Raw genomic sequence first — 25,264 nt, 5'->3', positions numbered from 1 at the left:
GCATTAATTACACTTGGATTTTGACAGCTCTGGAGGATCGTTCAACCGATCATATTTACGCTAACTGATCGGCATTAGAACCTTGGTTCGGCTTTTTTGATCTTGTGATGTGCTCTGTCCCGAATTGTATTGGCACATTGAGGACGCAGTATGGCAACATCTTTTAGCTATGAAATAGACATAAAAACGGCAACCATAAGGTTACCGTTTTTATTATTTGGCTAGCTGTTATTTCTCAATGCCATCAATCTGTGCATTATCAACAACGTGTGATTCCCCCAGGTCATCTGGTAAAACAAGGTTAAGCAAAATCGCGACGATACCGCATAGGCTGACACCTTGAAGGCTGAATTCGCCGATACCAAAAGCCATGCCACCAATACCAAATACCAGTGTTACCGCTACAATCACAAGGTTACGTGCCTTGTGTAGGTCTACTTGGTTTTTAATCAGAGTATTTAGGCCTACTGTTGCGATTGAACCAAACAGCAAAATCATAATGCCACCCATTACAGGAACTGGAATGGTTTGTAGTACAGCGCCAAGCTTACCAACAAATGCCAATACAAGTGCTGTTACAGCGGCCCATGTCATGATGATAGGGTTAAAAGCTTTGGTTAGCATTACCGCACCGGTGACTTCTGAGTAAGTTGTATTGGGCGGTGCGCCAAACATAGATGCTGCAATTGTTGCGATGCCGTCACCCGCCATCGTACGGTGTAGTCCCGGCTTTTTAAGGTAGTCTTTACCGGTGACATTTGAGATTGCCAACATGTCACCCACGTGCTCAACCGCGGGTGCGATCGCAACTGGAATCATGAATAGCACTGCATTGATGTTGAATTCAGGGTAAGTGAAGTTCGGCATTGCTAACCAACTTGCTTGTACCACAGGCGTAAAGTCGACCACACCAAAAGCAAGGCTGACACAGTAACCCGTAACAACACCCGCCATGATAGGTACGAGTTTAAAGAAGCCTTTGGCAAATACGCTGAATGTGATTGTTGTAAGTAATGAGGCGGCAGAAATCCAAATCGCCGCATCACCGTTAACCAGTTGGATGCCACCGTCCCCACTTTTACCAACAGCCATGTTGACTGCAGCTGGTGCCAGACCTAAGCCTATTACCATGATAACTGGGCCAACAACGACTGGCGGCAGTAATTTATGGATGATTCCGACGCCGCGAACTTTGATCACAACGCCCATGAGTACGTATACAACCCCAGCCATCATTAGGCCACCCATGGTGCTGGCTACGCCCCAAGTTTGGATGCCGTACATAATAGGAGCAATAAAAGCGAAAGATGAAGCGAGGAAGATAGGAACAGAACGTTTGGTGATCACTTGGAAAAGAAGGGTACCTATACCTGCACCAAATAGGGCAACATTGGGGTCGAGGCCAGTTAGTAACGGAACCAGCACTAATGCACCGAATGCGACAAATAACATTTGTGCACCTTGGAGAACCTGCATCATTTTTTTATCCACCTTGTCAAAATTTGGTCTTCTAAAAATAAAATCGCGCAATCCTATCACAGCAGCAAACGATTACCTATGCTTTGAAATAGAGTTTTTTCTATCACTGATATGGATACATCCCTTTTGTACGGAGCATCACTAATTCCTGTAAGCGATGCGATATTTCACTTTGGTTTTGTGGGTACCACAGACTTTTTGCTGAGGAATGGCAGATCTGAAGGCGGAAAAATATAAAAACATGAAGATTGACTAAAATCTGTCACGATATCGGGGCTAAGAGGTTGCTGCTGATAGGCAAATCACCTTATGATCGGAATATATCTAAATGATGAATGAGTTTTCTATGCTGCGTTTTGCTTTTTTTATGTTGGCGTTATTGGCGTTGCCTTTGAATGCTGCCACAGTGAATAACTTATATCAGGCTCAGGTTGTATTACCAGATACTGATAAGCAATCAGAACAAACCGCGCGTCAGCAAGGCCTTGAGCAAGTGCTGGTGAAAGTGTCTGGTCAGAGTCAGGTGGTCGATAACGAGGTTATTCGCAAGGCGTTATCAAGCTCAAGCCAATACATTAGTCAATTCGGTGTTGGATCGCTAAATGGTCAACAAACCTTAGATATGACTTTTGATCGCGTGCAAGTTCATAACTTATTAGCTCAAGCCAATGCAACCGTATGGAGCGATCAGCGTCCTGCCGTTTTAGTTTGGTTAGTAAAAGAGAATAACCGTGAACGCGAAATTGTATGGGATCAGACAAGCAACCCACTGCAAACGGAAATGAATACCGCGGCTAATCAGCGTGGTGTACCAGTATTGATGCCTATTGGTGATTTTGAAGATATTACCGCCGTCACAGTGCCTGATTTATGGGGTGGTTTTGTTGAGCCTGTTGCAAATGCGAGTTTACGTTATAACCCTGAATCAATTTTGATTGTACGAGCACGTGAAGATGGCAGTAATGTCTCGCTTTCTTGGCAGCTTTTCGAGCAGTCGGCCGATCGCTTGGTTGCATCACAAGTTGCGCCTAAAGAAGGTCGTGCGAGTGGTGAGTTAGCAGTTGCAACACGTGAAATGGTTAATCAGATTGCCGATCAGTTGGCTGCAAAATATGCCGTGCAACTGGGGGGAGAAAGCCGAGGTCTATTCACCATTAGTGTGGCGAATATTCAAACGACGGAAGATTTCTTTACACTTGAGCGCATGTTAACAAGTTTAAGCTCAGTTGCTTCGGTAGATGTGCAGCGTTTACATGGCGATAAGGCGATGTTTGGTGTAAACCTGTTAACGACTGAAGATGCGTTTAAGCGCGAACTGTTGTTGGATCGTCGTATGACTCCGCTTTCTGAAGATAGCTATACAGGACAAGCTTTAGTTGAGAGTGATAGCAATATTAATGTTGTTAATCAGGAGCAGAGTATTAGCGATACTGATGTCTCGCGTTCAGAGCAAGACGTAACGACCAATACCGTGATCGTCGGTGATGGTGTGGTATCACCTGAAAAAACGATAGCCCAAGAAGATTCGACATTAACGGAAGGGAGTGTAACCCAACCGCGTTCAGCTGATGTTGTGATGCCATCTGAAGTTGCTGTAGAAAATCAGTTCTATTGGCAGCCTTAACAGTGCCAAGCGGTGACTGAATTCGACGCGTTAGATATAAAAACGGCTGCAGATGATGCAGCCGTTTTTTTTAGCGTTGTTAAATGGCATTCGTTGCCACTTATTTGTCTTGATGTCTTGCGTGCTCTTCTTTTTCGACTTGAGAAAGGCGTGGCAGTTTCGTTCCTAGTTCCCGCCCTCGTTGACGGGCAAATACGATATTGCCGATGAATGCACAAGATGTAATGCCAAGCTCTACTGCTGCTAACCAACGTTCTGCAGGCTCTATCCATAAAATAGTGAGGGCATGCAGGAAGTAGAACATCAAAATGAAATTAGCCCACGCATGAGTGTAGGGCTTTGCCTCGAGTATTCCTTTTAAAGGTAATAGCAGTGGAAATACCCACATAAGCATAATGATGATGTTATTGAGGTGAGGGTGCGGCGAGATAACGCCCTGCCATAACGCGACCCACAGTAATAAGCTTAAGTTACTGGTTAACGCAAAATAGCGTAGATTCTGAGTTAAAGGTTGCATTGCTACCATAAACACCTTCCTTGCGAGTGTTTGTTTTCCATCTTGGTTTTAAGCTCCGTTACCACGTTCTCAAATTGTTTTCGTGTCCGAGAGATTCCTGTAAAGGAAAAAACTTAGTCAGAGAGTTTTTTCGCTGTTTGTGCAAGACGCTTTCCTAGTGCCTGTGCCAGTAACATTTCATCCTGATGTAACCCATTACCATGATTTAGGTGAGAAGCCCCATAAGGTGTACCGCCATGCTCCGTAGTGTGGAGTTGTGGTTCAGAATAAGGAATGCCAACGATGAGCATCCCGTGATGGAGCAATGGCAGCATCATGGATTGTAACGTGGTCTCTTGCCCACCATGCATAGACGATGATGAGGTAAAAAGACTTGCAGGCTTACCAATTAACGCCCCTGATAGCCACTGCGCGCTGGTGGAATCAATAAAGTGCTTGAGTGGCGCAGCCATGTTACCAAACCGAACTGGGCTCCCTAATGCCAAGCCGCAGCAAGTTTGTAAATCGTGGTGATTAACCCAAGGATCGCCATCAACTGGGGGCTGCGTTTGCAGCCCTTGCTCATTAATGTCTGGCACCGTTCTTAATACCGCTTCGCAGCCATCAACTTGTTCGATGCCACGGGCTATCTGACGCGCTAATTGTCGCGTACTGCCATGACGGCTGTAATACAGCACTAATATTGAATGCATTAAAGAATATCCAATACTTGCTCTGGTGGGCGACCGAGTGCGGCTTTATTGCCATTGACAACAATTGGACGCTCGATAAGTTTCGGGTTTTCTGCCATTGCAGTAAAAAGTTGCGCTTCAGTAATAGCGTCATCACCCAATGCTAATTCTTTATAAATAGCTTCTTTGGTGCGCATCATTTGGCGTGCCGAATCAAACCCAAGTTGCTTTAGTAGGGTTTCAAGTTCCGCAATGCTTGGTGTTTGATCTAGGTATTTGATGATGGTTGGTGTAATGCCTTTCTCTTCAAGTAGCGCTAATGTTTCACGGCTCTTTGAACAGCGAGGATTGTGATAGATCGAAATAGACATGGTTTCTCCATTTTTAGTTTTGATCCTCCCTGGTAACGTGTTGAGCGCGTAGGGAGTGATGCTTCATTGTAAGGGAATAAAGCGGTATTGAAAGGCGTGTGTCAGTGGCTTTGCTATCGCGATCACGCGAGATCGGTTATCGCGATAGCTTGTATCAGGTGTTGTGAGGGGCTTGTGCGTATTTACAGTGCTGCAAACTTTTCACGAGATAAGCGAAGTTGGTCGATCCGAGCATCGTAACGCGCTTGGTCGAGTGAATTTATCTCAACTAATTGACTGGCCTGGATATAGTTTTTTATGGCTTTATCCCACAACCCACGCAGTGCGAGCAATTCAGCTCGGGCTGCTAGTTCAGCTGCTCGATTTCCTTTTTCCCCTTGTGCTTGGGCAAGCATGTACCAGCCATTGGTATCTTTCGGGTTATCGTAGGTATAACGCAATAACATCGATAAGCTGTCATCGACTTTCCCTGCTTCTTGGTAGGTATGGGCAAGGTTTAAGCGTAATACTTTTTGCTCTGGACTTTGCTTCAAAGCACTCTGTAAGCGAGCAATCGCGGATTCATATTTTTTCTCGCCAATGTCTAAATCGGTTGCGGAATCAATGAAGAAACGATTGTTTGGTTCAGCGGCCAGTAATGGATCGAGTAAGGCATGGGCTTGTGCATATTTACCCGTATCTATCAGTATTAAGGCTTTACCATAGTTCAGCGCGACTTTTTGTTGGCCTCTGGCCTTTTTCAACTTACGGTCAAACCAATCTAATGCCGCGTCGCTTTCTAACCCAGCAAAACGCGCCACAATACGTGAACGGGCCAGTAGATAACGATCTGATGGCTCTACCCGGCGTGCCGGATATTGACTTGCTCGGTTTCGGGTATCTGAAATACGATCTTCCGGTAAGGGGTGAGTCAGCAGCATCGCAGGAGGCTTGCTTGCATAACGATATTGATCGGCCAGACGACCAAAAAACCGTGGCATTGCTTGTACTTCAAAGCCTGATTTAGCCAAAGTAGCAATACCGATGCGATCCGCTTCTTTTTCGTTACTGCGGGTGTAGTTGATTTGCCCTTGGACTGAAGCGGCTGTTGTTGCGTGCAGTGCAGCCATCCCTGCTTCTGGTGAAGCAATGGCAAGCATGAGAGACCCTATCATTGCGGCCATAGTTGCCGGTGACTTTTTGGCTTGATCTTCCATACTTCGCGCTAAATGGCGTTGGGTGATGTGTGCGATTTCGTGCGCCACAACAGAGGCAAATTCACTTTCTGATTTGGCATATAAAAATAAGCCACTGTGAAGTGCTACATAGCCACCAAAGAAGGCAAAGGCGTTGATTTCACGATTTTGGATCAGGAAAAAGTTGAATGGGGTACGGACATCATTTGCGTTAGCCACTAGGCGGTGGCCTAAATCTTGGACGTAATCGGCCAAAAGAGGATCGCTGATGATAGGTCGACTTGCACGCAGCATTCGCATGTAAGCATCACCATATTCCAGTTCTTTTTCTATTGTAAGGGTTGAAGCCGCAGTGGTACCAATTTCTGGTAAGCTGTTAAAAGTCTCAGCATGAATAGGCAAACTGCTACTCAATAATGCTGTGATCAGTAAATAAGCTGGGGCTTTCTTCAATCGGGACATAGAAATAATACAATCGCCTTTGATCTGAATTGTTGGGTCCTAGCCCGGAAAAACAGGGACTATTAGCAATAAGACAATAGAACACCGTACAGGTTTCTTTTTTGTCGAGCAGATGTCATTTACAATGCGTAAATGGATAATAACTGTCAGCACACTGGAATGGAAACGCAATTGCTTAATTTAATGACTGAGCGCTGCCCTATGGCACTATTATTAGCCAAAAGGGCTGTTAACGCGTTGAGTTTGGGACAAAAGCTGGAGATTCATGTTTCTGATTCAGGCGCGAGACAAGATATTCCCCGATACTTAATCAATCATGGTTATGCTATTGAAATTCAGAATGACTCGGCGCAGTCATTGATTCTTTTTGTCACCAAAATGCAAAAATAGAGACAGTTATGCTCGATATGTTTAATCGCTGGTATAAGCGACGTTTTTCAGACCCAGATGCAGCGAGTCTGGTGGTTATCCTTGTGGGTGGCTTTTTAACGATTTATTTCTTAGGGAATTTGATAGCGCCTTTATTGGTGGCAATTGTGTTGGCGTATTTACTCGAATGGCCAGTTGCACGTTTACATAAATTGGGTTTGCCCCGATCGCTTTCCGTGACTGTTGTCTTATTGATCTTTGTTGGGCTGATGGTGATGGCGGTGTTTGGTTTAGTGCCTACCATTTGGCATCAGATTGGAAACCTGATGTCTGATGTACCGACTATGTTTAATGACTTGCAGAGTTATGTATCGTCATTGCCATCACGCTATCCTGACTTTGTGCAGCCACACCAAGTGGATACGTTCATGAATACCCTACGAGAAAAAGTATTGGGTATGGGTGAAAGCGTAGTGAAAGGCTCGTTAGCCTCGTTGGTGAGCTTAGCAGCACTCGGTGTTTATCTTATTTTGGTTCCGTTACTGGTCTTTTTCTTACTGAAAGATAAGCAAGAAATGTTGTCTATCTTAGGGACTGTGTTACCAAAGAATCGTCGCCTTGCCAGTAAAGTTGGCGCGGAGATGAATCAGCAAATTTCAAATTATATTCGCGGTAAAGTAACCGAGATCCTAATTGTAGGTTCAATCAGTTACCTGACGTTTGTGATTTTAGATCTGCGTTATGGCTTGTTACTGGCTGTCTTAGTCGGTTTCTCTGTGCTGATCCCATATATTGGCGCGGCAGCTGTGACCATTCCTGTGGCGATGGTTGGTTTGTTCCAGTGGGGCATCTCGCCTGATTTTTGGTGGCTACTGGTGGCATACGGTATCATTCAAGCATTAGATGGTAACGTATTAGTACCTATCTTATTCTCGGAAGCTGTCAATCTTCACCCTGTGGCGATTATTATTGCGGTGCTGGTGTTTGGTGGCCTTTGGGGCTTCTGGGGGGTGTTCTTCGCTATTCCATTAGCAACATTGGTGAAAGCGGTATGGAGTGCTTTCTCAGCGACAGAAGATGATGAGTTACAAGAGCAAGCCTAGCGCTTATTCTTATATAGTAAAATGGCGCATTTCGATGCGCCATTTTTTATGATTACTCTGATTATTACTCACCGATTAGCGATAGCAATTGAGTGTCACTTCCAGTACTTTTCGACAAGTCTCAACTTCTTTATCTGTTAAACCTTGAGGGACTTCTGCAAGTAAAGAGTGAATATTATTCCCCGCAGAGTTACACACCATCACCCCTTTTTTTGTGAGGTGGACACACTTTGAATTACCTTTATGTGGGTGAGGACGAGTTGCCACTAAACCGTGGCGTTGAGCCGTTTTAATAATGCTGGTTACCGAACTTTTCGATCGCATTAAGCGCTCTGCAATATCGATTGGACGTAAGCCATCTTCTTCTTCTTTTAGTAGCATCAGCATTAGCGTTTGTTCGGCATTGAGCTCAGGCGATACCTGACCAACGGTACTTTGTGCTTTGTTTTGCACTGCGCGTGACGTGTTCCAGATTAATCCCAGTAGTGTGTCGTTCATTAACATTATCCTTAATATTAAAGTTGGATTTGGTTTTATTTCAAACTAACTGGGGTTATATCTGAGTGAGCAGGCTCTGAGCAAGGTTTGAGTGATGATTTTTATGGATAAAGTGAGGGAAGTCGAATTTTATCGGGTTTTTGTTGTGGCATTATGGCTGGTCGGTGATGATCATGCTTAACAATAAAAATGCCTGCGGTGAGCAGCGCAGGCATTGAGTTGAACGGTTTGACTGCTCTATATTAGGCGTCAGCGTGTTCATTTAAGTAGGCAAGCACAACTTCATGATGATCTTTTGTTTTGAATTTATTGAAAACGTGTTCAATAACGCCTTCTTCATTAATTAAAAAGCTTTGACGATGAAGACCGTCGTATATTTTACCCATGAATTTTTTTTCGCCCCAGACGCCAAATTGGTCGGATACGGCATGATCTTCATCGGACAGTAACGTGAAGTTTAAATTATCTCGTTCAATGAACTTAGGTAGGCGTTTTACCGGGTCAATACTAATACCCAGTACCACAACATTATGTGCATCTAATTCAGCTTTGCTATCACGCAAGCCACATGCTTGAACAGTACAGCCTGGTGTCATGGCTTTGGGGTAAAAATAAGCTAAGACTTTTTTACCTTTAAAATCAGCCAAGCTAACGTTTTCGTTGTCTTGGTTTAGTAGGGTGAAAGCAGGGGCTGAAGTACCTGCGGTCAACGTATTCATGAGGCTTCCTTATTGATTATGGCCAACAAAATTGACAGTGCCTGTCACCAGTAAATCGGTGCAAAGGGCTTCGAATTCTTCTTGTAATGTCATGAGGTTGCAACCCTCGGGAATATTAGTACTGATTTGGATGAATAAACGATCAGTACTGTCAGTCTCGCTGGCATCGTGAGTGTGTGCGCTTAAGGATGCGATATCGACTTTTCGAGAGGCAAGGAAATGGGTAAATTGACCCACTAAGCCCGGCATATCATCGGCTTCGATATGGAAGTCAGCCGTGTATGAAAATAAGCGCGCTTTATGTTTTGAAGTACGCTTCATCACCGTGAGCAGTTCATGCTCTTGCGCTTTTAGCGGTAAGGAGGCTTCAACGCGAGAGATGGCATTGCCATTGCCTGACAATAACATGATGAGCGTAAATTCATGGCCAAACAGAGCAATACGGCTGTCTATGATGTTACAGCCACATTCGGTGACAAGATGAGTAACTTCGTCTGAGATGCCTGGACGATCCGTACCAACTGCAGTAATAACTAAGTAATGTTCCATATTCTCTACATCGTATTGTTATCTTTCCCGCATGGTAGCACAGGTATTCAGTCGGGATAACAGACATCGCTAGCAACTTCTTATCAAGTTATTGTCAAGATAGTACTTTTACCTACGCTCGTGCTTGAGTTTATATTCACTCAATCGTACCATGAAGTTATATATATCAAGGGGAGATGGACATGTTTTCAGGAAGCATGGTTGCGCTAGTCACGCCAATGGATGAAGCGGGCGAAGTGGATTACACTAGCCTTGCAAATTTGGTGGAATATCATATTGCAGCAGGCACAGATGCGATTGTATCTGTTGGTACTACGGGTGAATCAGCAACATTAACGGTTGATGAGCACGTAAAGGTAGTTGTTAAGACTATCGAGCTTGCGAAAGGCCGTATTCCTGTTATTGCAGGAACCGGCGCTAATGCAACGCACGAAGCCATTACATTCAGTAAACTCTTTATTGGTACTGGTGTTGCGGGTTGTTTAAGTGTCACCCCTTATTACAATAAACCAACGCAAGAAGGTTTATATCTGCATTATAAAGCGATTGCTGAGGCAACAGATCTACCACAGATTCTTTATAATGTACCTGGTCGTACGGCTGTTGACCTATTACCTGAGACGGTTGCACGTTTAGCTAAAATCGACAATATCGTCGGTATTAAGGATGCGACCGCAGATTTAGATCGTGTTCAACAGATTAGGGAACTTTGTGGCGAAGACTTTATCCAACTAAGCGGCGACGATGCTACTGGATTAGAGTTTGTTGAACGTGGTGGTCATGGTGTGATTTCTGTCACGGCAAACGTTGCAGCTGCAGATATGGCAAAAATGTTCAAATTGGCACGTGAAGGTCAGTTTGAGGCTGCACGTGAAATCAATGCACGTTTAATGAGCTTACATAAAAATTTATTTGTAGAATCTAATCCAATCCCAGTGAAATGGGCAGCTCACAAACTTGGTTTGATTGAGTTGGGTGATTTACGTTTGCCATTAACCGTATTAAGTGAGTCAGCACAACCCAAAGTGGTTGAAGCATTGCAAGAAAGCGGTGTGCTGCAATAGTTTGCAACGCGTAGGAGCGCAGGAGCATTAATGAATTCTAAACATAGGTTCGTACTAACGACATTAATGGTTGCCAGCTTGGCAGCCTGTTCGGGTAGTGAAGAGCGACGTCGTCAGGCAAATCAAGATTTTACCTATCTTGAAACTAAACCATTAAGCAACTGGGTGTTGCCTGAAGGTACAGAGCCTTATGCTACTAATGATTATGCGATCCCTAACCAAGCATTTTCTGGTGAAATTGGCGCAGGTGTCGATATTCGTTCGCCACAGCAAGTGCTGGCATTGATCCCTGGTGCTCGCGTTGTTAAAAACGTAGATGGTGTCACCTTAGTGCTCGCTAATAGTGAGGAACTCGCGGGTGTTTGGTCATTAACGAAAACCATGCTTACCGAGCAAGGTATCGCATTACGTGAACAAAGTGCCAACCGCTTAGAAACAGAGTGGGTTTCTTGGACCAATGAAGATGACGAAACACAGGTTAGTAGCCGTTATGTGATCGCTAAGTCTGATAAGCCGGGCGAGAATAACTATCAAATCATTCTTATTGATTGGCGTGAAGGTGATAAAGACGAGCCTGTCTCTGTTATTAATAAAGAACGATATAGCATCTTAATGACTAACTTAGTTACGTCGCGTTACGATGCCGAAGTACGTGAAGAAGCACGATTACGTGCACAAGAGCTAGTGAAACAAATTCCAATTACCATGGGGCAAGATCGTAGTGGTCTGCCTGTTATTATTGCGCGTGCGCCCTATAACGTTTTCTGGGAACGTTTACCATCATTGCTTGATGAGCTTGGCTTTACTATTGAAGGTCGTAACCGTTCACAAGGTGTAGTGGAAGTGAAATTCCGCTCGCCAGATGATCAATTCTGGACGGATCTAGGTGTTAAACCGATTGAGCTTGATGATTCTACTTATAAGCTTCAGTTAGGTGATCTTGGTAACCGTACATCATTGAATGTAACTGATTCAGATGGTAAGCCAATTACAGAGCGTGCGTTAGAAAGCATGGCACCCGTATTTGGTAAAGCCATTGAGTCTAGTAACCGTAAAGCTAACGGTTCATAGAATATTTGAAATGAAAAAAAACCGCTTGAGGCTAACACCGAAAGCGGTTTTTTATTGTCGTAATAATTCGTTTAGAATTATTTAACTTCAATACCTTGTGCCTGCATATCGGCATGGTAAGAAGAACGAACAAATGGACCACACGCAGCATGGGTAAAACCAAGCTCTAATGCAATCTCTTTAAGTTCATCAAACTCAGAAGGCGGCACGTAGCGCTCAACCGGTAAGTGGTGACGACTTGGTGCAAGGTATTGACCCAGTGTTAGCATGGTAACACCGTGTGCACGAAGATCTTTCAGTACTTGAACGATCTCTTCTTTTGTTTCACCTAAGCCCATCATCACACCAGACTTAGTCGGTACTTCTGGGTGCATCTCTTTGAATTTCTTCAATAGATCCAGTGACCACTGGTAGTTAGCACCTGGGCGAGCCTTACGGTACAAGCGTGGTGCAGTTTCCAAGTTGTGGTTGAAAACGTTTGGCGGGTTGTCACGTAGAATTTCAAGTGCACGATCCATTCGACCACGGAAATCAGGCACCAGAGTTTCAATATGAATGCTTGGGTTTTTTGCGCGAATTTCACGAGTACAATCGGCGAAGTGTTGAGCACCGCCATCACGTAAGTCATCACGGTCAACCGATGTTACCACCACGTATTTTAGCTTCATATCAGCAATAGTCTGAGCTAGGTGTGCTGGTTCTTCGGCATTTGGTGGTAATGGACGGCCATGGGCAACATCACAGAATGGGCAACGACGAGTACAAATCGCCCCTAAGATCATGAAAGTTGCAGTACCGTGGTTGAAGCACTCAGCTAGGTTAGGGCAAGACGCTTCCTCACAAACAGAGTGAAGCTTGTTCTTACGCATTGCTGACTTGATCTCTTGGATGCGCTTGCTATCTGACGGAAGCTTGATTCTCATCCATTCAGGTTTACGTAGCACTTCCTGTGGCGCTTCTTCTTCTGCCACATTACGTACAGGAATGAGGGCCATCTTATCGGCATCGCGGTATTTGACGCCTTGTTCGATTTTTATAGGTTTGCTCATAATTAATTGCTTTCCGTTATCCACTCAACGCTCTGGTAATCGAGCAGTTTTACAAGCTCTTCGACAAGTACAGGCTGAACTTCCGTCAGTTCTGATGGGCCATTAAGTGACGCAAGTTGCGTCATTTCCATACCTGCATAACCACAAGGATTAATACGCAAGAACGGCGCCAAATCCATATTTATATTGAGTGCCAGACCGTGAAAAGAGCAACCGCGACGGATACGTAAACCGAGTGAGCATATTTTTTGGTTATTTACATATACTCCCGGCGCATCTGGGCGGGCGTTAGACGTTACCCCGAAATGGGATAGCGTTTGAATGACTGTATTTTCAATGTGTGTGACTAAATCACGAACACCCATTTTATTTCGACGCAAGTCGATCAGGATATACGCAATTAGCTGACCTGGACCATGGTAAGTCACTTGGCCGCCACGATCACTTTGAACCACAGGAATATCACCAGTATTTAGCAGGTGCTCTGCTTTACCAGCTTGACCTTGGGTAAAAACAGGGTTGTGTTCGACTAACCAAATTTCATCGGTTGTTTCTGGTGTACGCTCATCGGTGAACTTGTGCATGGCTTGCCATGTTGGTTCGTAGTCGCAGCGTCCAAGGTGTCGAATTTTGAGATGTTTCTGCACTGTATCACCCAATTAATATCGGCAAAGCCGAGCTATTCTTGGTTGGCATTATAAAGCTTGGCGGTTGAAATTTCAGCCGCCAATTTGTAGGGGTATTTGGTGTCGCTAACTACAGAACAAGACGAACGATTTCGATATCGCCTAATTCTTTGTAAAGAATCTCAACTTGCTCGATAGACGTTGCTGTAATAGTGACAGAAACAGCGCTGTAAGTACCTTTACCGCTAGGCTTAACGGTTGGTGTGTAGTCGCCTGGTGCGTGACGTTGAATCACTTCAACTACAAGATCCGGTAGTTCAGGCTTGTTGAAACCCATTACCTTGTATGAAAACTTACAAGGGAACTCAAGCAGATCTTTTAGTTTAGGCTGTTCTTGTTGTTGCATTCTGTACTCCAGGATTCCGCAAGGGATAACTCAATTTCAGGCGAGCTATTATACCGATCTTACTACCGACTACCAGTTTCTCGATACTAGGCGGCAGATAGCAAAAGAGGCAACTTAAGCTGCCTCTTTTTAATTGTTTGTTTTCAGGTAGAAAACTTAGCTTAACCAGCCTTTGAATAGCAACATGATGTAATCAATCAGGCGGCTGAATAGGCTGCCTTCGTTAACATCATTTAGGGCGATAAGTGGATATTCAGCAATATCATCCTCGCCAACACGGTAGTAAAGCGTACCGACTTTTTCGCCTTTCATGATAGGGGCTTTAAGTTCTTTCTCAAGAACAAAGCTTGCTTTCAGATCTTTAGTCTGGCCACGAGGTAGCGTTACAAATGTATCTTGGTCAACACCTAAAGAGACTTCGCTACGATCACCCATCCACACTTTTTCGGTTACGAAAGTTTCATTCGCTTTATGTGGTGAAACGGTTTCAAAGAAACGGAAGCCGTAGTTAAGCAGTTTTTTACTCTCTGCTTTACGGGCATTCGCACTTTTAGTGCCCATCACTACCGAAATTAGGCGCATTTTACCTTCAGTTGCGGTACTAACTAGGCTGTAACCTGCGTTGTTGGTATGGCCTGTTTTCATACCATCTACGTTGAGGCTTTTATCCCACAATAAACCGTTACGGTTGTACTGCGTGATGCCATTGTAGGTGAATGATTTTTCTTTGTAGATTGCAAACTCATCAGGTACATCACGGATAAGCGCTTGACCAAGCAATGCCATATCGTAAGGTGTGGTGTACAGGTTGTCGTTGTCTAGGCCGTGAACATTACCAAAATGGGTTTTATCCATTCCGATGGTTTTAGCCCAAGCGTTCATTAGATCAACGAAAGAGTCTTCAGAGCCCGCAACGTGTTCAGCCATCGCAACACAGGCATCGTTGCCAGATTGGATGATGATGCCGCGGTTAAGATCTGCGACTTTTACTTCGCTACCTACTTCAATGAACATCTTTGATGAACCAGGGAAGTTTTTTGCCCAAGCATTTTTACTGATGACAACGGTGTCATCCATCGAGATGTTTCCGCGTTTAACTTCCTGACCAATAACATAACTGGTCATCATCTTGGTTAGACTTGCTGGCGGAATTTGAACAAATTCTTTGTTGCCCGCAAGTACTTTGCCTGAATGGTAATCCATCAGGACATAGCCTTTTGCAGCAATTTGTGGGGCTTCAGGAACAACGGCTGGAGCCGCTACGGCAGATACCGATGCCAGCATCAAAGCAGAGGCAGCGATCGATCGAAAAGTTGCAGCAGATTTCTTCATGATTGATGTAACTTTATTGGGCGATGTCAAAAACTGAACACACTATATCAGATTGAAAGTAATCAACCACCTTTGACATCGCTCCTTATGGTGGGATTAGCGAAAAACTGACAGAGACAAAGTCACGGCCTTTTAATTGGCCGTATTATTGACCAACTGGGCACGAAATAAATTCCGTTAAGGGAATGAAAATTCCCAGCTGGTATTGTTTGATTGCAAAACGTTACTTTTGTTCCAAAGAACGTTGCGATGTAATGATAAAGGCTTTTGGATATTGCTGTGATTTCGCTTTGTCACGTTGTGAAATTGCTTCATCACGATCGATATAAGGCCCGAGGCGAATACGGTAAATATCCGTTTTTTCTACTTTCATTAAATCGACTTTTGTTTCAAATTGCATTTTTAATTGTTCTGCAATTTGTTGTGCTTTTCCTTGATTACTCACCGCAGCAAGTTGAACAAAATACTGATTAGGGTTGGCGCTCTGCCACTCTTCGCTTGACGCTGGTTTTTTAATCGTGATTAATTCAATTTTAACTGGCGCAGTGCCATGTTTGATCACGTCAAGCTTAGAGGCCGCTGCCATACTAAGATCGATTATTCGGCCATCATGGAACGGTCCACGATCGTTTACACGGACAATCGCTGTTTTACCATTATTGGTATTGGTGACTTTTACATAGCTCGGTAGCGGCAATGTTTTGTGTGCTGCTGTCATTGAATACATGTCATATACCTCACCATTTGAGGTTTTATGACCATGGAATTTTTTACCATACCAAGAGGCATTACCTTCTTGGGTAAAGCCTTTTTGGTCTTTTACAATTTCGTAGCGTTGACCACGTAAAGTGTAATCTTTGTTACCCGCAAGACTTTTGGGTTCATAGCGGGGTTGTGCATCCTCAATATGATCCAGGGTTGGCGATTGTTCTGGTGCCACATCATCAGCAATATCGTAGCGCTCATCGCTAGGGGTAGAACTACAGCCTGCCAGAATTAAGACAATAAGTAAGGAGATAACACGCATTTAGGTCGCCTTTGACAACATTTTTCTATGGGTATGAATAGACATCAGAATGCCAAAGCCTGCCATCAAGGTCACCATTGAGGTACCCCCGTAGCTGATTAAAGGAAGTGGGACACCAACAACAGGTAAAATACCACTTACCATTCCGATATTAACGAAAACATAAACGAAGAAGCTCAGTACGATACTGCCTGCCATCATGCGGCCAAACGCCGTTTGTGCTCGACTTGCCAACAATAAGCCACGAGCAATAATGTAGAGATAAAGTGATAACAAGCAGGCGACACCAATTAAGCCCCATTCTTCGGCAATCACCGCAAAAATGAAATCGGTATGGCGTTCAGGTAAAAATTCGAGTTGTGATTGAGTTCCTTGCAGCCAACCTTTACCCGCTAAACCGCCAGAGCCAATGGCGATTTTGGATTGAATTATATGGTAACCCGCCCCTAATGGGTCTGACTCTGGATTAAACAGTGTCAATACCCGTGTCCGTTGGTAATCGCGCATTAGGAAGAACCATAAAACAGGAACAAATGCGCCAAGCAATACACCGGCAGAGAAGATAATACGCCAGCTGATCCCAGATAAGAACAACACAAAAATACCTGATGCAGCGATCAAAATTGAAGTGCCTAAGTCAGGCTGCTTAGCGATTAAAATCGTTGGTACAAAGATCATCACCAAGGCGACGACAATATTACGAAAGCTAGGGGGGAGTGGTTTGTTACCAATAAAGCGGGCCACCATCAGGGGGACGGCAAGTTTGATAAGCTCTGAGGGTTGAAAGCGAACAAAACCAAGGTTTAGCCAGCGTTGAGCACCTTTAGAGGCTTCACCAAAGAACAAAACCCCGAGTAATAACAATAGACCTATGCCAAATAGATACGGTGCCCAGGTCTCATAGTGACGCGGTGCTATCTGGGCTAATGCAAACATCACGCAAAGTGATAGACCCATACGTACAGCTTGGCGCTCCATCATTTCAATGTGTTGACCACTGGCGCTATACATTACAAGTAGGCCAAAGCACATCAAGGCTAAAATCCCCATTAACAATGGGAAGTCGATATGTAAGCGGTCACTTAGGGTTCGTTTATTGCCTGTGGTGGCCATAATGCTCATTGTGTTACCTCAGTGCTCGATACTGTTTTGTCTAACGGTGCCTTTGGCTTTAGTAGAATGTGATCGAAAATATGACGAGCCACCGGGCCGCCGTTTGATGAACCACCGCCCGCATTCTCTAGCACCATAGATACAACGACTTCGGGTTTGTCATACGGTGCGAATGCTGTGAATAGCGCATGATCACGTAAATGCTCGGCAAGTTCCTCTGCATTGTATTTTTCATCTTCTGCGAGGCCAAACACTTGCGCAGAGCCTGATTTACCCCCCGCTTTGTATTGGGCGCCATAAAAGGCACGGCGTGCGGTACCTCGGACACCAAATAGCACGCGTTTCATGCCGTCTTTCGCAATTTCCCAGTCTTCGTCATCCACGCCTGTAATGGGCGGATACTCGTCAAAGATGGCTGGTTTTTCAACGTCATTATCGACAATGTCTTTTAAAAGGTGCGGCGCACGGACAATGCCTTTATTGACTAAAACAGTGGTGGCCTTGGCTATTTGCAATGGCGTTGCTGTCCAATAGCCTTGTCCGATACCAACAGGGATCGTATCGCCTTGATACCAAGGCTGACGGAAACGAGCTTGCTTCCATTCTCGGGTTGGCATATTGGCTTTACTTTCTTCATGAATATCAATGCCAGTGTATTCACCGTAACCAAATTTGGTCATCCAAGCGGATAAGCGATCGATACCGAGATCGTAAGCAACTTGATAGAAGTAAGTATCTACAGATTCTTCTATTGCTTTGTGAATGTTCACCTTGCCGTGGCCCCAACGTTTCCAGTCACGGAATGGGCGGCTATTGGAATTTGGAATTTTCCAGTAACCCGGATCATTTCGTACGGTGCGTGGCGTCACGACACCTTCCGTTAAGGCTGCGACAGCAATCATAGGCTTTACCGTTGACGCTGGTGGGTATATGCCTAGCGTGACACGGTTAACCAATGGGCGGTTAATGTCATTCAATAGTGCTCGATATTTAGGCCCTGAAATACCATGTACAAACAAATTCGGGTCGTAACTTGGGCTTGATACCATTGCAATAACGGCAGAATCGCGTGGATCCATGACGACAATAGAGCCTCGTTTGTATTTTACGATTTCTTCGCCAGTTTCTGGGTCTTTACTGCGTACCGTGAGCTGCTCTTTGACAAACAGTTGCAGGTCAATATCCAAGTTAAGCTTGATATCTTTGCCTGGGATCGGTGGTACGTACTTGAGTGTACGAATAATGCGGCCACGACTGTTCACTTCGACTTCTTGGTAGCCAGATGTGCCGTGTAATAAATCTTCGTAGTAGCGTTCAATACCAAGCTTGCCCATGTCTCGCGTGGCTTTGTAGTTACTGATTTTTTCATCGCGCTCTAGGCGCTCAAGATCACGGTCGTTAATTTTAGCGACATAACCCAAGACATGGGTGAGTGCATCACCATATGGGTAATAACGTTTGAGGTAGGCTTTGACTTCAACCCCAGGAAAACGGTGTTGATTGACCGTGAATAGGGCAACTTGCTCTTCGGTAAGCTGGCCTTTAATCGGGATAGATTTAAAGCGACGGGTATGACGACGTTCTTTTTCAAAACGGGTGATATCTTCGTCGGTAATGCCCATTAATACTTTGAGGCGGGTGAAGGTGGCCTCAATATCAGGCACTTTTTCTTTGGTGATCTCGAGAGCATAAACAGGACGGTTTTCTGCCAGAAGAATGCCATTGCGATCATAGATCATGCCGCGGTTAGGCGCGACAGGTACAACCTTAATACGGTTGTCATTAGATCGTGTCTGATAGTCGTCATGTTCACTAACTTGAATATGGTACAAGTTAGTGAGCAACACGCCTACCAGCACGATAATGCCTATAAATGAGACAAGAGCACGGCGGAAAAAGAGCGCCGACTCAGCCCGATGGTCGCGGATCTGGGTACGCTTTCGTCTCATTGACACTTATTCCCTGTGGTAAGGATGGTTTGCGGTGATGCTCCACGCGCGATATAAACTTTCAGCCATCACCACACGTACCATCGGGTGTGGCAGTGTAAGTGGTGAAAGAGACCAACTTTGTTCGGCCGCTGCTTTACAAGCAGGTGATAACCCTTCAGGGCCGCCAATCAAAATCGAAACATCGCGCGCATCTAGCTTCCAGCTTTCTAGCTGTTGAGCCAGTTGCTCGGTATCCCAGCGTTTACCAGGAATGTCCAAGGTGACAATACGGTTACCTTTCGGTACAGAGGCAAGCATGGCTTCGCCTTCTTTTTGCAAGATACGAGCAATATCTGCATTTTTTCCGCGTTTACCTGCTGGAATTTCAATAAGTTCCAGAGGCATGTCTTTAGGGAAACGACGGCTATATTCTTTATAACCTTCTTCAACCCACTTGGGCATTTTAGTGCCAACGGCAATCAATTGAAGCTTCATGACTGATTAGCTCCAAAGCTTCTCCAGTTGGTACAGGCTACGTGAATCTTCCTGCATGATGTGTAACATTACGTTACCCATATCAACGATAACCCATTGGCCATCATCTTCACCGCTGATACCAAATGGAGGGAAATCAATCAGTTTTGATTCTTTGTTTACGTGATCTGCAATTGAAGATACGTGACGGTTTGATGTACCTGTACATAGAACCATGAAGTCAGTTAGGCTTGACTTACCACGTACGTCAATCGTTACGATGTCTTGGGCTTTAATATCGTCAACTTTATCAACAATAAAATCGTGTAGTTCTTGAACCTGCAAAGGAATCCCCTCGTTTGGTGATAATAAATAAAAAGTTTGCGACAAATCGATCTAAGTCACAATTTAGCGGCGCAGTATAACACGCACTGCCTGATCCGACACAAGCACTAAAAAGGTGTAGGTTCGGTATGGGTGCTTATCCCGCACATCTCAGCGCAGAGCGCACTCAGTGCTGGCCAAGGTTTAGTATCAAAATCCGTTTTCACTTGGATCTCAAGTTGGGTCAATAAACGTAGCAAGCTGACGACTCTGGCATAAGGTAACCGATGCAGGGCGCCGATATAAATTTCACGACGGTTTTGCCATACGCGAAACTGCTCGAAAATAATGTTAAGCGGCGTGCCTTTCTTACCCATCTCTTGCATCTTGTACAGCTGTGTTAATTCGCGCTGCAATGTCCGTAAAATAATAGTCGCTTCAATCCCTTCCCCTTCAAGTTGACGCAATACGCGCTGGCTGCGCTTTGCTTGGCCAGCTAAAACCGCATCAACGAGCTGAAATGGCGTGTAGTGATTATGGCGGCTTAAGGCTTCTTCTAAACGAACAATAGTAAGTTCGCCATCAGGGTAGAGTAAAGTCAGTTTCTGTAGGCTTTGCGCTAATGCCAGCATGTTGCCTTCATGCCATTGAGCCAACATCTGAATCGACTCGTGATCAGCTTTAAGGTTTAATTGTTGGCACCGAGCTTGGATAAAGCGAGGTAAGTGGCGAGGGTCTGGCGTATTACAAGGAAGATACAGTCCCTGACTATCGAGTGCTTTAAACCACTTGGTTGATTCTTGCTTTTTATTTATGCGGGGTCCTGTGATTAATAACAGAATATCGCTGTGTAAGCTGTCACAGATTTCCAGCAATGATTTGGCTTGATTCACGTTTAAGCCAGATTCTGGGATCTCAAGCTCGATGATTTGACGTGCAGCAAAAAGACTCATTGCGTTACAGCAATCGAGCACTAGGTTCCAATCAAGCTGATGATCTATGGTGAAGCTATGACGCTCATCAAAACCTTGTTGCTGCGCGATTTGTTTAATCTGATCGCCACATTCCTGCTTCAGTAGCGGTTCATTGCCAAATAACAGGTAGGATTGACACAGCCCTTTTTTGAGCTGCTGTGTCAGTTGTTCTGGGTAAACTCTCATGGTTGGCTAGTGCCTACCTCGCCTTCTGCGGGTTCCACTGTACTCACTTCCTCTGTGTTGACAGTGTTGGTGCTGTTATACGTGTTTGAAGCGGGCATATCTTCCGCTTTGGTATCTTCCATCTCGGCTAGTTTAGCTTCGAGCTCTTGTTCGTCGAGTGTTTCCATCGTTGCTGTCAAACGAGCCATCTGACGTAATATTTGACGCGATGCTTGTTCACGCATTTCGTCTTTGATCATATCTCGTTCAACCGATTTTGCTAGTGCAGTTAAAGGGTTATCAAGGAAAGTACGGGTTACCTTCGTTGAGAATGTTTTACTGGCTTTATTAGGAATCGTAATACTGTAGCGTACTGAATAATTGAGTTCGTACTCAGCGGCACGGCTGTTTTGATATAGCGATAGTGTGCGTTCGCCGTCACTTTCACCGATTAAGTGAAGGTTAGAGACTGTCGCAGATGGTGGCACGGCTTCAATACCATGCAACTTGAATTGTGATTTTACCAAGCGGGTGAGTTGCCCGTATTGGTCAAAGCTAGTCAGTGATAGTTTGGCGATTTCATCAGGTAGCATGTAAGTACCACGCAAATGGAAACCACACGCAGACACAGTAAGAGAAAGTAGGGCGACCGTAAGTAGTCTAAGGGTGCTTTTTAGAGAAAAGAAAGCCTTCACCAAATTAGCTCCTAAGTAGAGTGAAAACTTATCGACTATAGCGGGAAATCAATCTGATTTGTACCTTGATATGACAGGTAGTTGCTATAGCGATGCTAGATAAAAATATCCCCGCCTGAGCGGGGATAGTCTGTCATCAGGTTGTGAACTTAGTTCGCAACGATGTTCAGTAGCTTACCAGGTACGTAAATAACTTTACGTATGGTTAGGCCATCAAGGAATTTCACTGCGTTTTCATCGTTAAGACCAAGCTCTTTTACTTGCTCTTCAGTTGCATCAGCGGCAACTGTCAGTTTCGCACGTAATTTACCGTTGATCATAACCACGATGGTTTTCTCATCTTCAACGAGTGCAGCTTCGTCGAAAGTAGGCCATGTTGCAGAGTCAACGTTTGATTCACCTAGCGCTTCCCACATCTCGTAAGAAATGTGTGGTGTCATAGGGTAAAGCATACGTACGACGGCTTTAAGTGCTTCATCTAGAATTGCACGATCTTGCACAGATTCTTGAGGCGCTTTCGCTAGCTTGTTCATCAATTCCATGATTGCAGCAATCGCGGTATTGAATGTCTGACGACGGCCAATATCATCGCTTACTTTTGCAATGGTCTTATGAACATCACGACGAAGTACTTTCTGAGCAGAAGATAGTGCGCTAACGTCAACAGTTTCAGCTGCGCCTTTTGATGCGTGCTCGTTAACCAGTTTCCAAACACGTTTCAGGAAGCGGTTAGCACCTTCAACACCAGACTCTTGCCACTCAAGTGTCATGTCTGCAGGTGATGCAAACATCATGAATAGACGCACGGTATCTGCACCGTATTTGTCTACCATCTCTTGTGGGTCGATACCGTTGTTTTTCGACTTAGACATTTTGATCATGCCTGAGTGCGTTACATCGCGGCCTTGGTTATCGACTGCTTTCTCGATGCGACCTTTGCTGTCACGTTCGATTTCAACATCAGTCGGTGCGATCCACTCTTTGGTGCCTTTATCGTTAGTGTGGTAGAAAGCATCTGCTAGTACCATACCTTGACAAAGAAGCTGCTTGAACGGCTCGTCAGATGTTACGTAACCTGCGTCACGTAGCAATTTGTGGAAGAAGCGCGAGTACAGTAGGTGCATACAAGCGTGCTCGATACCACCAACGTACTGATCGACTGGTAGCCAGTAGTTCGCTTTTTCTGGATCTAGAATGTCATCAGCTTGTGGAGAACAGTAACGTGCGTAGTACCAAGATGATTCCATGAAAGTATCAAAGGTATCGGTTTCACGTAATGCTGGTTCGCCGTTAAAGGTGGTTTTTGCCCACTCTTTATCCGCTTTAATTGGACTAGTTACGCCGTCCATTACCACGTCTTCCGGTAGGATAACTGGCAGTTGATCCGCTGGAACTGGGTGAACTTGGCCGTCTTCTGTCGTTACCATTGGGATTGGTGCGCCCCAGTAACGTTGACGAGAAACACCCCAGTCACGTAGACGGAAGTTAACTGTCTTCTTACCTTTACCTTCCGCTTCAAGCTTCGCTGCAATTGCATCGAATGCTGCTTGGAATGTTAGGCCGTCAAATTCGCCAGAATCAAACAGTACACCTTTTTCAGTGTAAGCCGCTTCAGATACGTCCATATCAGAACCGTCTTCTGGTTTGATTACTGGAATGATATCGATGCCGTATTTAGTGGCGAATTCGTAGTCACGTTGATCGTGAGCAGGAACCGCCATTACCGCACCTGTGCCGTAATCCATTAGAACGAAGTTAGCGACGTAAACAGGGACAACGCGACCGTTAAGCGGGTGGATAGCCGTTAGGCCAGTATCCATCCCTTTCTTTTCCATTGTTGCTAGTTCAGCTTCAGCAACTTTGGTGTTACGACATTCATCAACGAATGCAGCAAGCGTAGGGTTGTTCTGAGACGCTTTCTCTGCAAGTGGGTGACCTGCAGCAATACCAACGTAAGAAACGCCCATAAGGGTGTCTGGACGCGTTGTGTATACTTCTAGTGGTGCTTCTTCGCCGTTAACAGCGAAAGATAGCTCAACACCTTCAGAGCGGCCAATCCAGTTGCGCTGCATGGTTTTCACCATGTCAGGCCAACCGTCAAGGTTGTCTAGATCGTCAAGTAGCTCTTGTGCGTATTCAGTGATCTTAATGAACCACTGTGGAATTTTTTTCTGCTCTACAGGCGTATCACAACGCCAACAGCAACCATCTTCTACTTGCTCGTTAGCCAGTACAGTTTGGTCATTCGGACACCAGTTTACAGAAGAGGTCTTCTTGTAAACCAAGCCTTTATTGTAAAGCTTAGTGAAAAACTCTTGTTCCCAACGGTAGTACTCAGGCGTACAAGTTGCGAACTCACGGCTCCAGTCGTAACCCAAGCCTAGCGATTTAAGCTGGTTCTTCATGTACTCAATGTTTTCATAAGTCCATGGTGCTGGTGCTGTGTTGTTCTTAACCGCTGCGTTTTCTGCTGGTAGGCCGAATGCATCCCAACCGATTGGTTGCATGACGTTTTTGCCTTGCAGACGCTGGTAACGAGAAACAACATCACCGATGGTGTAGTTACGAACGTGACCCATGTGCAGTCGACCGCTTGGGTACGGGAACATGGAGAGACAGTAGAATTTTTCTTTATTAGGGTCTTCACTTACAACAAAGGTCTTGTTGTTGTCCCAGTGTTCTTGAACTTTCTGTTCAATGTCCTGTGGGCGATATTGTTCTTGCATCGATGACATCCAGGATTTTGTGAGTTGAGTACAAACACATTCAATATAATCGACATAGAATAACTAAAGGTAAAGGTGTCAACAATAGCTGAGGGTCATTCGATACAGTTATTGTTGCTTTATCTCTGCCTTATACGGTGTTTTGAGTGACTTGTGTTGTCGGTTCAAGGGGAGGAGGTACATATGGCGAAGCAAAAAGCAGAATATGAAGCACTACTTGAGAAAGTAACTGAAGCCTTAAAGCATAGTCCCGAAGAGCTTCAGCAATGGGTTGAAACTACAGAGAAATACCGTCAAGCCGCCAGTGATATGACCAAGGATGAGTTAGCATTGATCTCGGCGTATCTAAAGCGTGATTTGGCTGAATTTGGTCAAAACGTAGAAGAAAGTTCAGAGCCTTTTGATGAAAGCCCATTTTATCAGGCTGTATCGGAAACAATTTGGAGTGGTTTAGCTGAAATTACCGATAAAACCCAATTAGAGTGGCGCGAGGTGATGGGCGATATTCAGCACCAAGGCGTCTATCAAGCTGGAGAAATTATCGGTCTGGGTAATTTAGTTTGCGAACATTGTGGTCATCATCAAATGTATACCCATGTGAAGCGTTTAGAGCCTTGTGTGCGCTGTGGGCACGAGCAATTTACCCGCCAGCCCTTATCACCATAGTTAGGCCTTAACTTAGTTTTGCATTTAGGCGTGAATATAAAGCGGGCGATTAAGCCCGCTTGTTCGTTCAGGTTCTAATTTGAG

The 25,264-nt window shown here is 44.8% G+C and carries 26 protein-coding genes; 6 read left to right on the top strand and 20 right to left on the bottom strand.

The features are described 5' to 3' along the window. Positions 1-228 precede the first annotated feature (228 nt). On the bottom strand, positions 229-1,479 hold the full coding sequence (locus tag ASV53_RS04050) for a uracil-xanthine permease family protein (protein ID WP_062690709.1): 1,251 nt from the start codon (positions 1,477-1,479) through the stop codon (positions 229-231). Between the two features lie 328 nt (positions 1,480-1,807). Here ASV53_RS04050 and ASV53_RS04045 point away from each other — a divergent pair, with 328 nt between their 5' ends. After that, positions 1,808-3,103 carry a DUF2066 domain-containing protein gene (locus ASV53_RS04045; protein ID WP_239928723.1) on the top strand — a complete coding sequence of 432 codons (1,296 nt, stop codon included), beginning with the start codon at positions 1,808-1,810 and terminating at the stop codon, positions 3,101-3,103. 100 nt (positions 3,104-3,203) lie between these two features. Here the strand turns inward: ASV53_RS04045 and ASV53_RS04040 are convergent, their stop codons facing one another. The 4 genes from ASV53_RS04040 to bepA form a co-directional block, all read right to left on the bottom strand. Beyond that, positions 3,204-3,629 (bottom strand): DUF2069 domain-containing protein, encoded by a 426-nt coding sequence (locus ASV53_RS04040; RefSeq protein ID WP_062690710.1) that lies wholly within the window; start codon positions 3,627-3,629, stop codon positions 3,204-3,206. A gap of 104 nt (positions 3,630-3,733) precedes the next feature. Next, the gene (gene wrbA, locus ASV53_RS04035; RefSeq protein ID WP_094956192.1) at positions 3,734-4,312 is read right to left on the bottom strand and encodes an NAD(P)H:quinone oxidoreductase; all 579 of its coding nucleotides are present in this window, start codon (positions 4,310-4,312) and stop codon (positions 3,734-3,736) included. Then, positions 4,312-4,662, bottom strand: coding sequence for an arsenate reductase (glutaredoxin) (gene arsC, locus ASV53_RS04030; protein WP_062690711.1), 351 nt, complete (start codon positions 4,660-4,662; stop codon positions 4,312-4,314). The genes wrbA and arsC overlap by 1 nt, the downstream gene beginning before the upstream one ends. Positions 4,663-4,844: 182 nt before the next feature. Beyond that, complete coding sequence (gene bepA / locus ASV53_RS04025) at positions 4,845-6,299, bottom strand: beta-barrel assembly-enhancing protease (RefSeq protein ID WP_094956191.1); 1,455 nt, start codon at positions 6,297-6,299, stop codon at positions 4,845-4,847. Between the two features lie 159 nt (positions 6,300-6,458). Between bepA and ASV53_RS04020 the strand changes: the two genes are divergently transcribed. Together ASV53_RS04020 and ASV53_RS04015 are read left to right on the top strand one after the other, a co-directional pair. Then, positions 6,459-6,689, top strand: coding sequence for a sulfurtransferase TusA family protein (locus ASV53_RS04020; protein WP_062690713.1), 231 nt, complete (start codon positions 6,459-6,461; stop codon positions 6,687-6,689). A gap of 8 nt (positions 6,690-6,697) precedes the next feature. Further along, a complete protein-coding gene (locus ASV53_RS04015) occupies positions 6,698-7,771 on the top strand; it encodes an AI-2E family transporter (protein WP_094956190.1) in 1,074 nt (357 codons plus the stop codon). Between the two features lie 75 nt (positions 7,772-7,846). Here the strand turns inward: ASV53_RS04015 and ASV53_RS04010 are convergent, their stop codons facing one another. The 3 genes from ASV53_RS04010 to ASV53_RS04000 form a co-directional block, all read right to left on the bottom strand. Beyond that, positions 7,847-8,269 (bottom strand): MarR family winged helix-turn-helix transcriptional regulator, encoded by a 423-nt coding sequence (locus ASV53_RS04010; protein WP_189337818.1) that lies wholly within the window; start codon positions 8,267-8,269, stop codon positions 7,847-7,849. A 242-nt stretch (positions 8,270-8,511) separates the two neighbouring features. After that, on the bottom strand, positions 8,512-8,988 hold the full coding sequence (gene bcp, locus ASV53_RS04005) for a thioredoxin-dependent thiol peroxidase (RefSeq protein ID WP_062690715.1): 477 nt from the start codon (positions 8,986-8,988) through the stop codon (positions 8,512-8,514). 9 nt (positions 8,989-8,997) lie between these two features. Beyond that, positions 8,998-9,537: a glycine cleavage system transcriptional repressor gene (locus tag ASV53_RS04000; protein ID WP_062690716.1), complete on the bottom strand. Its 540-nt coding sequence runs from the start codon at positions 9,535-9,537 to the stop codon at positions 8,998-9,000. 182 nt (positions 9,538-9,719) lie between these two features. On the opposite strand from ASV53_RS04000, the gene dapA reads away from it, so the two are divergent. Together dapA and bamC are read left to right on the top strand one after the other, a co-directional pair. Further along, entirely contained in the window at positions 9,720-10,601 is an 882-nt protein-coding gene (dapA, locus tag ASV53_RS03995) for a 4-hydroxy-tetrahydrodipicolinate synthase (protein WP_094956188.1), read from the top strand. 30 nt (positions 10,602-10,631) lie between these two features. Further along, positions 10,632-11,672 carry an outer membrane protein assembly factor BamC gene (gene bamC / locus ASV53_RS03990; RefSeq protein ID WP_094956187.1) on the top strand — a complete coding sequence of 347 codons (1,041 nt, stop codon included), beginning with the start codon at positions 10,632-10,634 and terminating at the stop codon, positions 11,670-11,672. Between the two features lie 77 nt (positions 11,673-11,749). Here the strand turns inward: bamC and lipA are convergent, their stop codons facing one another. From lipA to leuS, 12 genes are all read right to left on the bottom strand, one after another. After that, complete coding sequence (lipA, locus tag ASV53_RS03985) at positions 11,750-12,721, bottom strand: lipoyl synthase (protein ID WP_062690717.1); 972 nt, start codon at positions 12,719-12,721, stop codon at positions 11,750-11,752. Positions 12,722-12,723: 2 nt separating this feature from the next. Next, positions 12,724-13,368, bottom strand: coding sequence for a lipoyl(octanoyl) transferase LipB (gene lipB, locus ASV53_RS03980; protein WP_094956186.1), 645 nt, complete (start codon positions 13,366-13,368; stop codon positions 12,724-12,726). Between the two features lie 109 nt (positions 13,369-13,477). Then, positions 13,478-13,753 (bottom strand): DUF493 family protein YbeD, encoded by a 276-nt coding sequence (ybeD, locus tag ASV53_RS03975; protein ID WP_062690719.1) that lies wholly within the window; start codon positions 13,751-13,753, stop codon positions 13,478-13,480. Between the two features lie 156 nt (positions 13,754-13,909). Continuing rightward, a complete protein-coding gene (locus ASV53_RS03970; protein WP_094956185.1) occupies positions 13,910-15,085 on the bottom strand; it encodes a serine hydrolase in 1,176 nt (391 codons plus the stop codon). Between the two features lie 223 nt (positions 15,086-15,308). Then, a complete protein-coding gene (locus ASV53_RS03965; RefSeq protein ID WP_094956184.1) occupies positions 15,309-16,112 on the bottom strand; it encodes a septal ring lytic transglycosylase RlpA family protein in 804 nt (267 codons plus the stop codon). Beyond that, a complete protein-coding gene (gene mrdB / locus ASV53_RS03960) occupies positions 16,113-17,234 on the bottom strand; it encodes a peptidoglycan glycosyltransferase MrdB (protein WP_094956183.1) in 1,122 nt (373 codons plus the stop codon). Continuing rightward, positions 17,231-19,174: a penicillin-binding protein 2 gene (mrdA, locus tag ASV53_RS03955; protein ID WP_062690721.1), complete on the bottom strand. Its 1,944-nt coding sequence runs from the start codon at positions 19,172-19,174 to the stop codon at positions 17,231-17,233. Before mrdA ends, mrdB begins: the two co-directional genes overlap by 4 nt. 6 nt (positions 19,175-19,180) lie before the next feature. Beyond that, positions 19,181-19,651 (bottom strand): 23S rRNA (pseudouridine(1915)-N(3))-methyltransferase RlmH, encoded by a 471-nt coding sequence (rlmH, locus tag ASV53_RS03950; protein WP_062690722.1) that lies wholly within the window; start codon positions 19,649-19,651, stop codon positions 19,181-19,183. A gap of 6 nt (positions 19,652-19,657) precedes the next feature. Then, positions 19,658-19,975: a ribosome silencing factor gene (gene rsfS / locus ASV53_RS03945; RefSeq protein WP_062690723.1), complete on the bottom strand. Its 318-nt coding sequence runs from the start codon at positions 19,973-19,975 to the stop codon at positions 19,658-19,660. Positions 19,976-20,082: 107 nt separating this feature from the next. After that, positions 20,083-21,114, bottom strand: coding sequence for a DNA polymerase III subunit delta (holA, locus tag ASV53_RS03940; protein WP_094956182.1), 1,032 nt, complete (start codon positions 21,112-21,114; stop codon positions 20,083-20,085). Further along, positions 21,111-21,788, bottom strand: a complete 678-nt coding sequence (locus ASV53_RS03935; RefSeq protein WP_094956181.1) for an LPS-assembly lipoprotein LptE — start codon at positions 21,786-21,788, stop codon at positions 21,111-21,113. The genes holA and ASV53_RS03935 overlap by 4 nt, the downstream gene beginning before the upstream one ends. Before the next feature lie 149 nt (positions 21,789-21,937). Further along, on the bottom strand, positions 21,938-24,514 hold the full coding sequence (leuS, locus tag ASV53_RS03930) for a leucine--tRNA ligase (protein WP_094956180.1): 2,577 nt from the start codon (positions 24,512-24,514) through the stop codon (positions 21,938-21,940). Positions 24,515-24,697: 183 nt separating this feature from the next. Here leuS and ASV53_RS03925 point away from each other — a divergent pair, with 183 nt between their 5' ends. Continuing rightward, complete coding sequence (locus ASV53_RS03925; RefSeq protein WP_062690727.1) at positions 24,698-25,180, top strand: zinc ribbon-containing protein; 483 nt, start codon at positions 24,698-24,700, stop codon at positions 25,178-25,180. The last annotated feature ends 84 nt before the right edge of the window (positions 25,181-25,264 follow it).

It is taken from the genome of Photobacterium sanguinicancri (assembly GCF_002265265.1).
Classification (GTDB): Bacteria; Pseudomonadota; Gammaproteobacteria; order Enterobacterales; family Vibrionaceae; genus Photobacterium; species Photobacterium sanguinicancri.
This window is presented reverse-complemented; position numbering and strand designations above follow the sequence as displayed.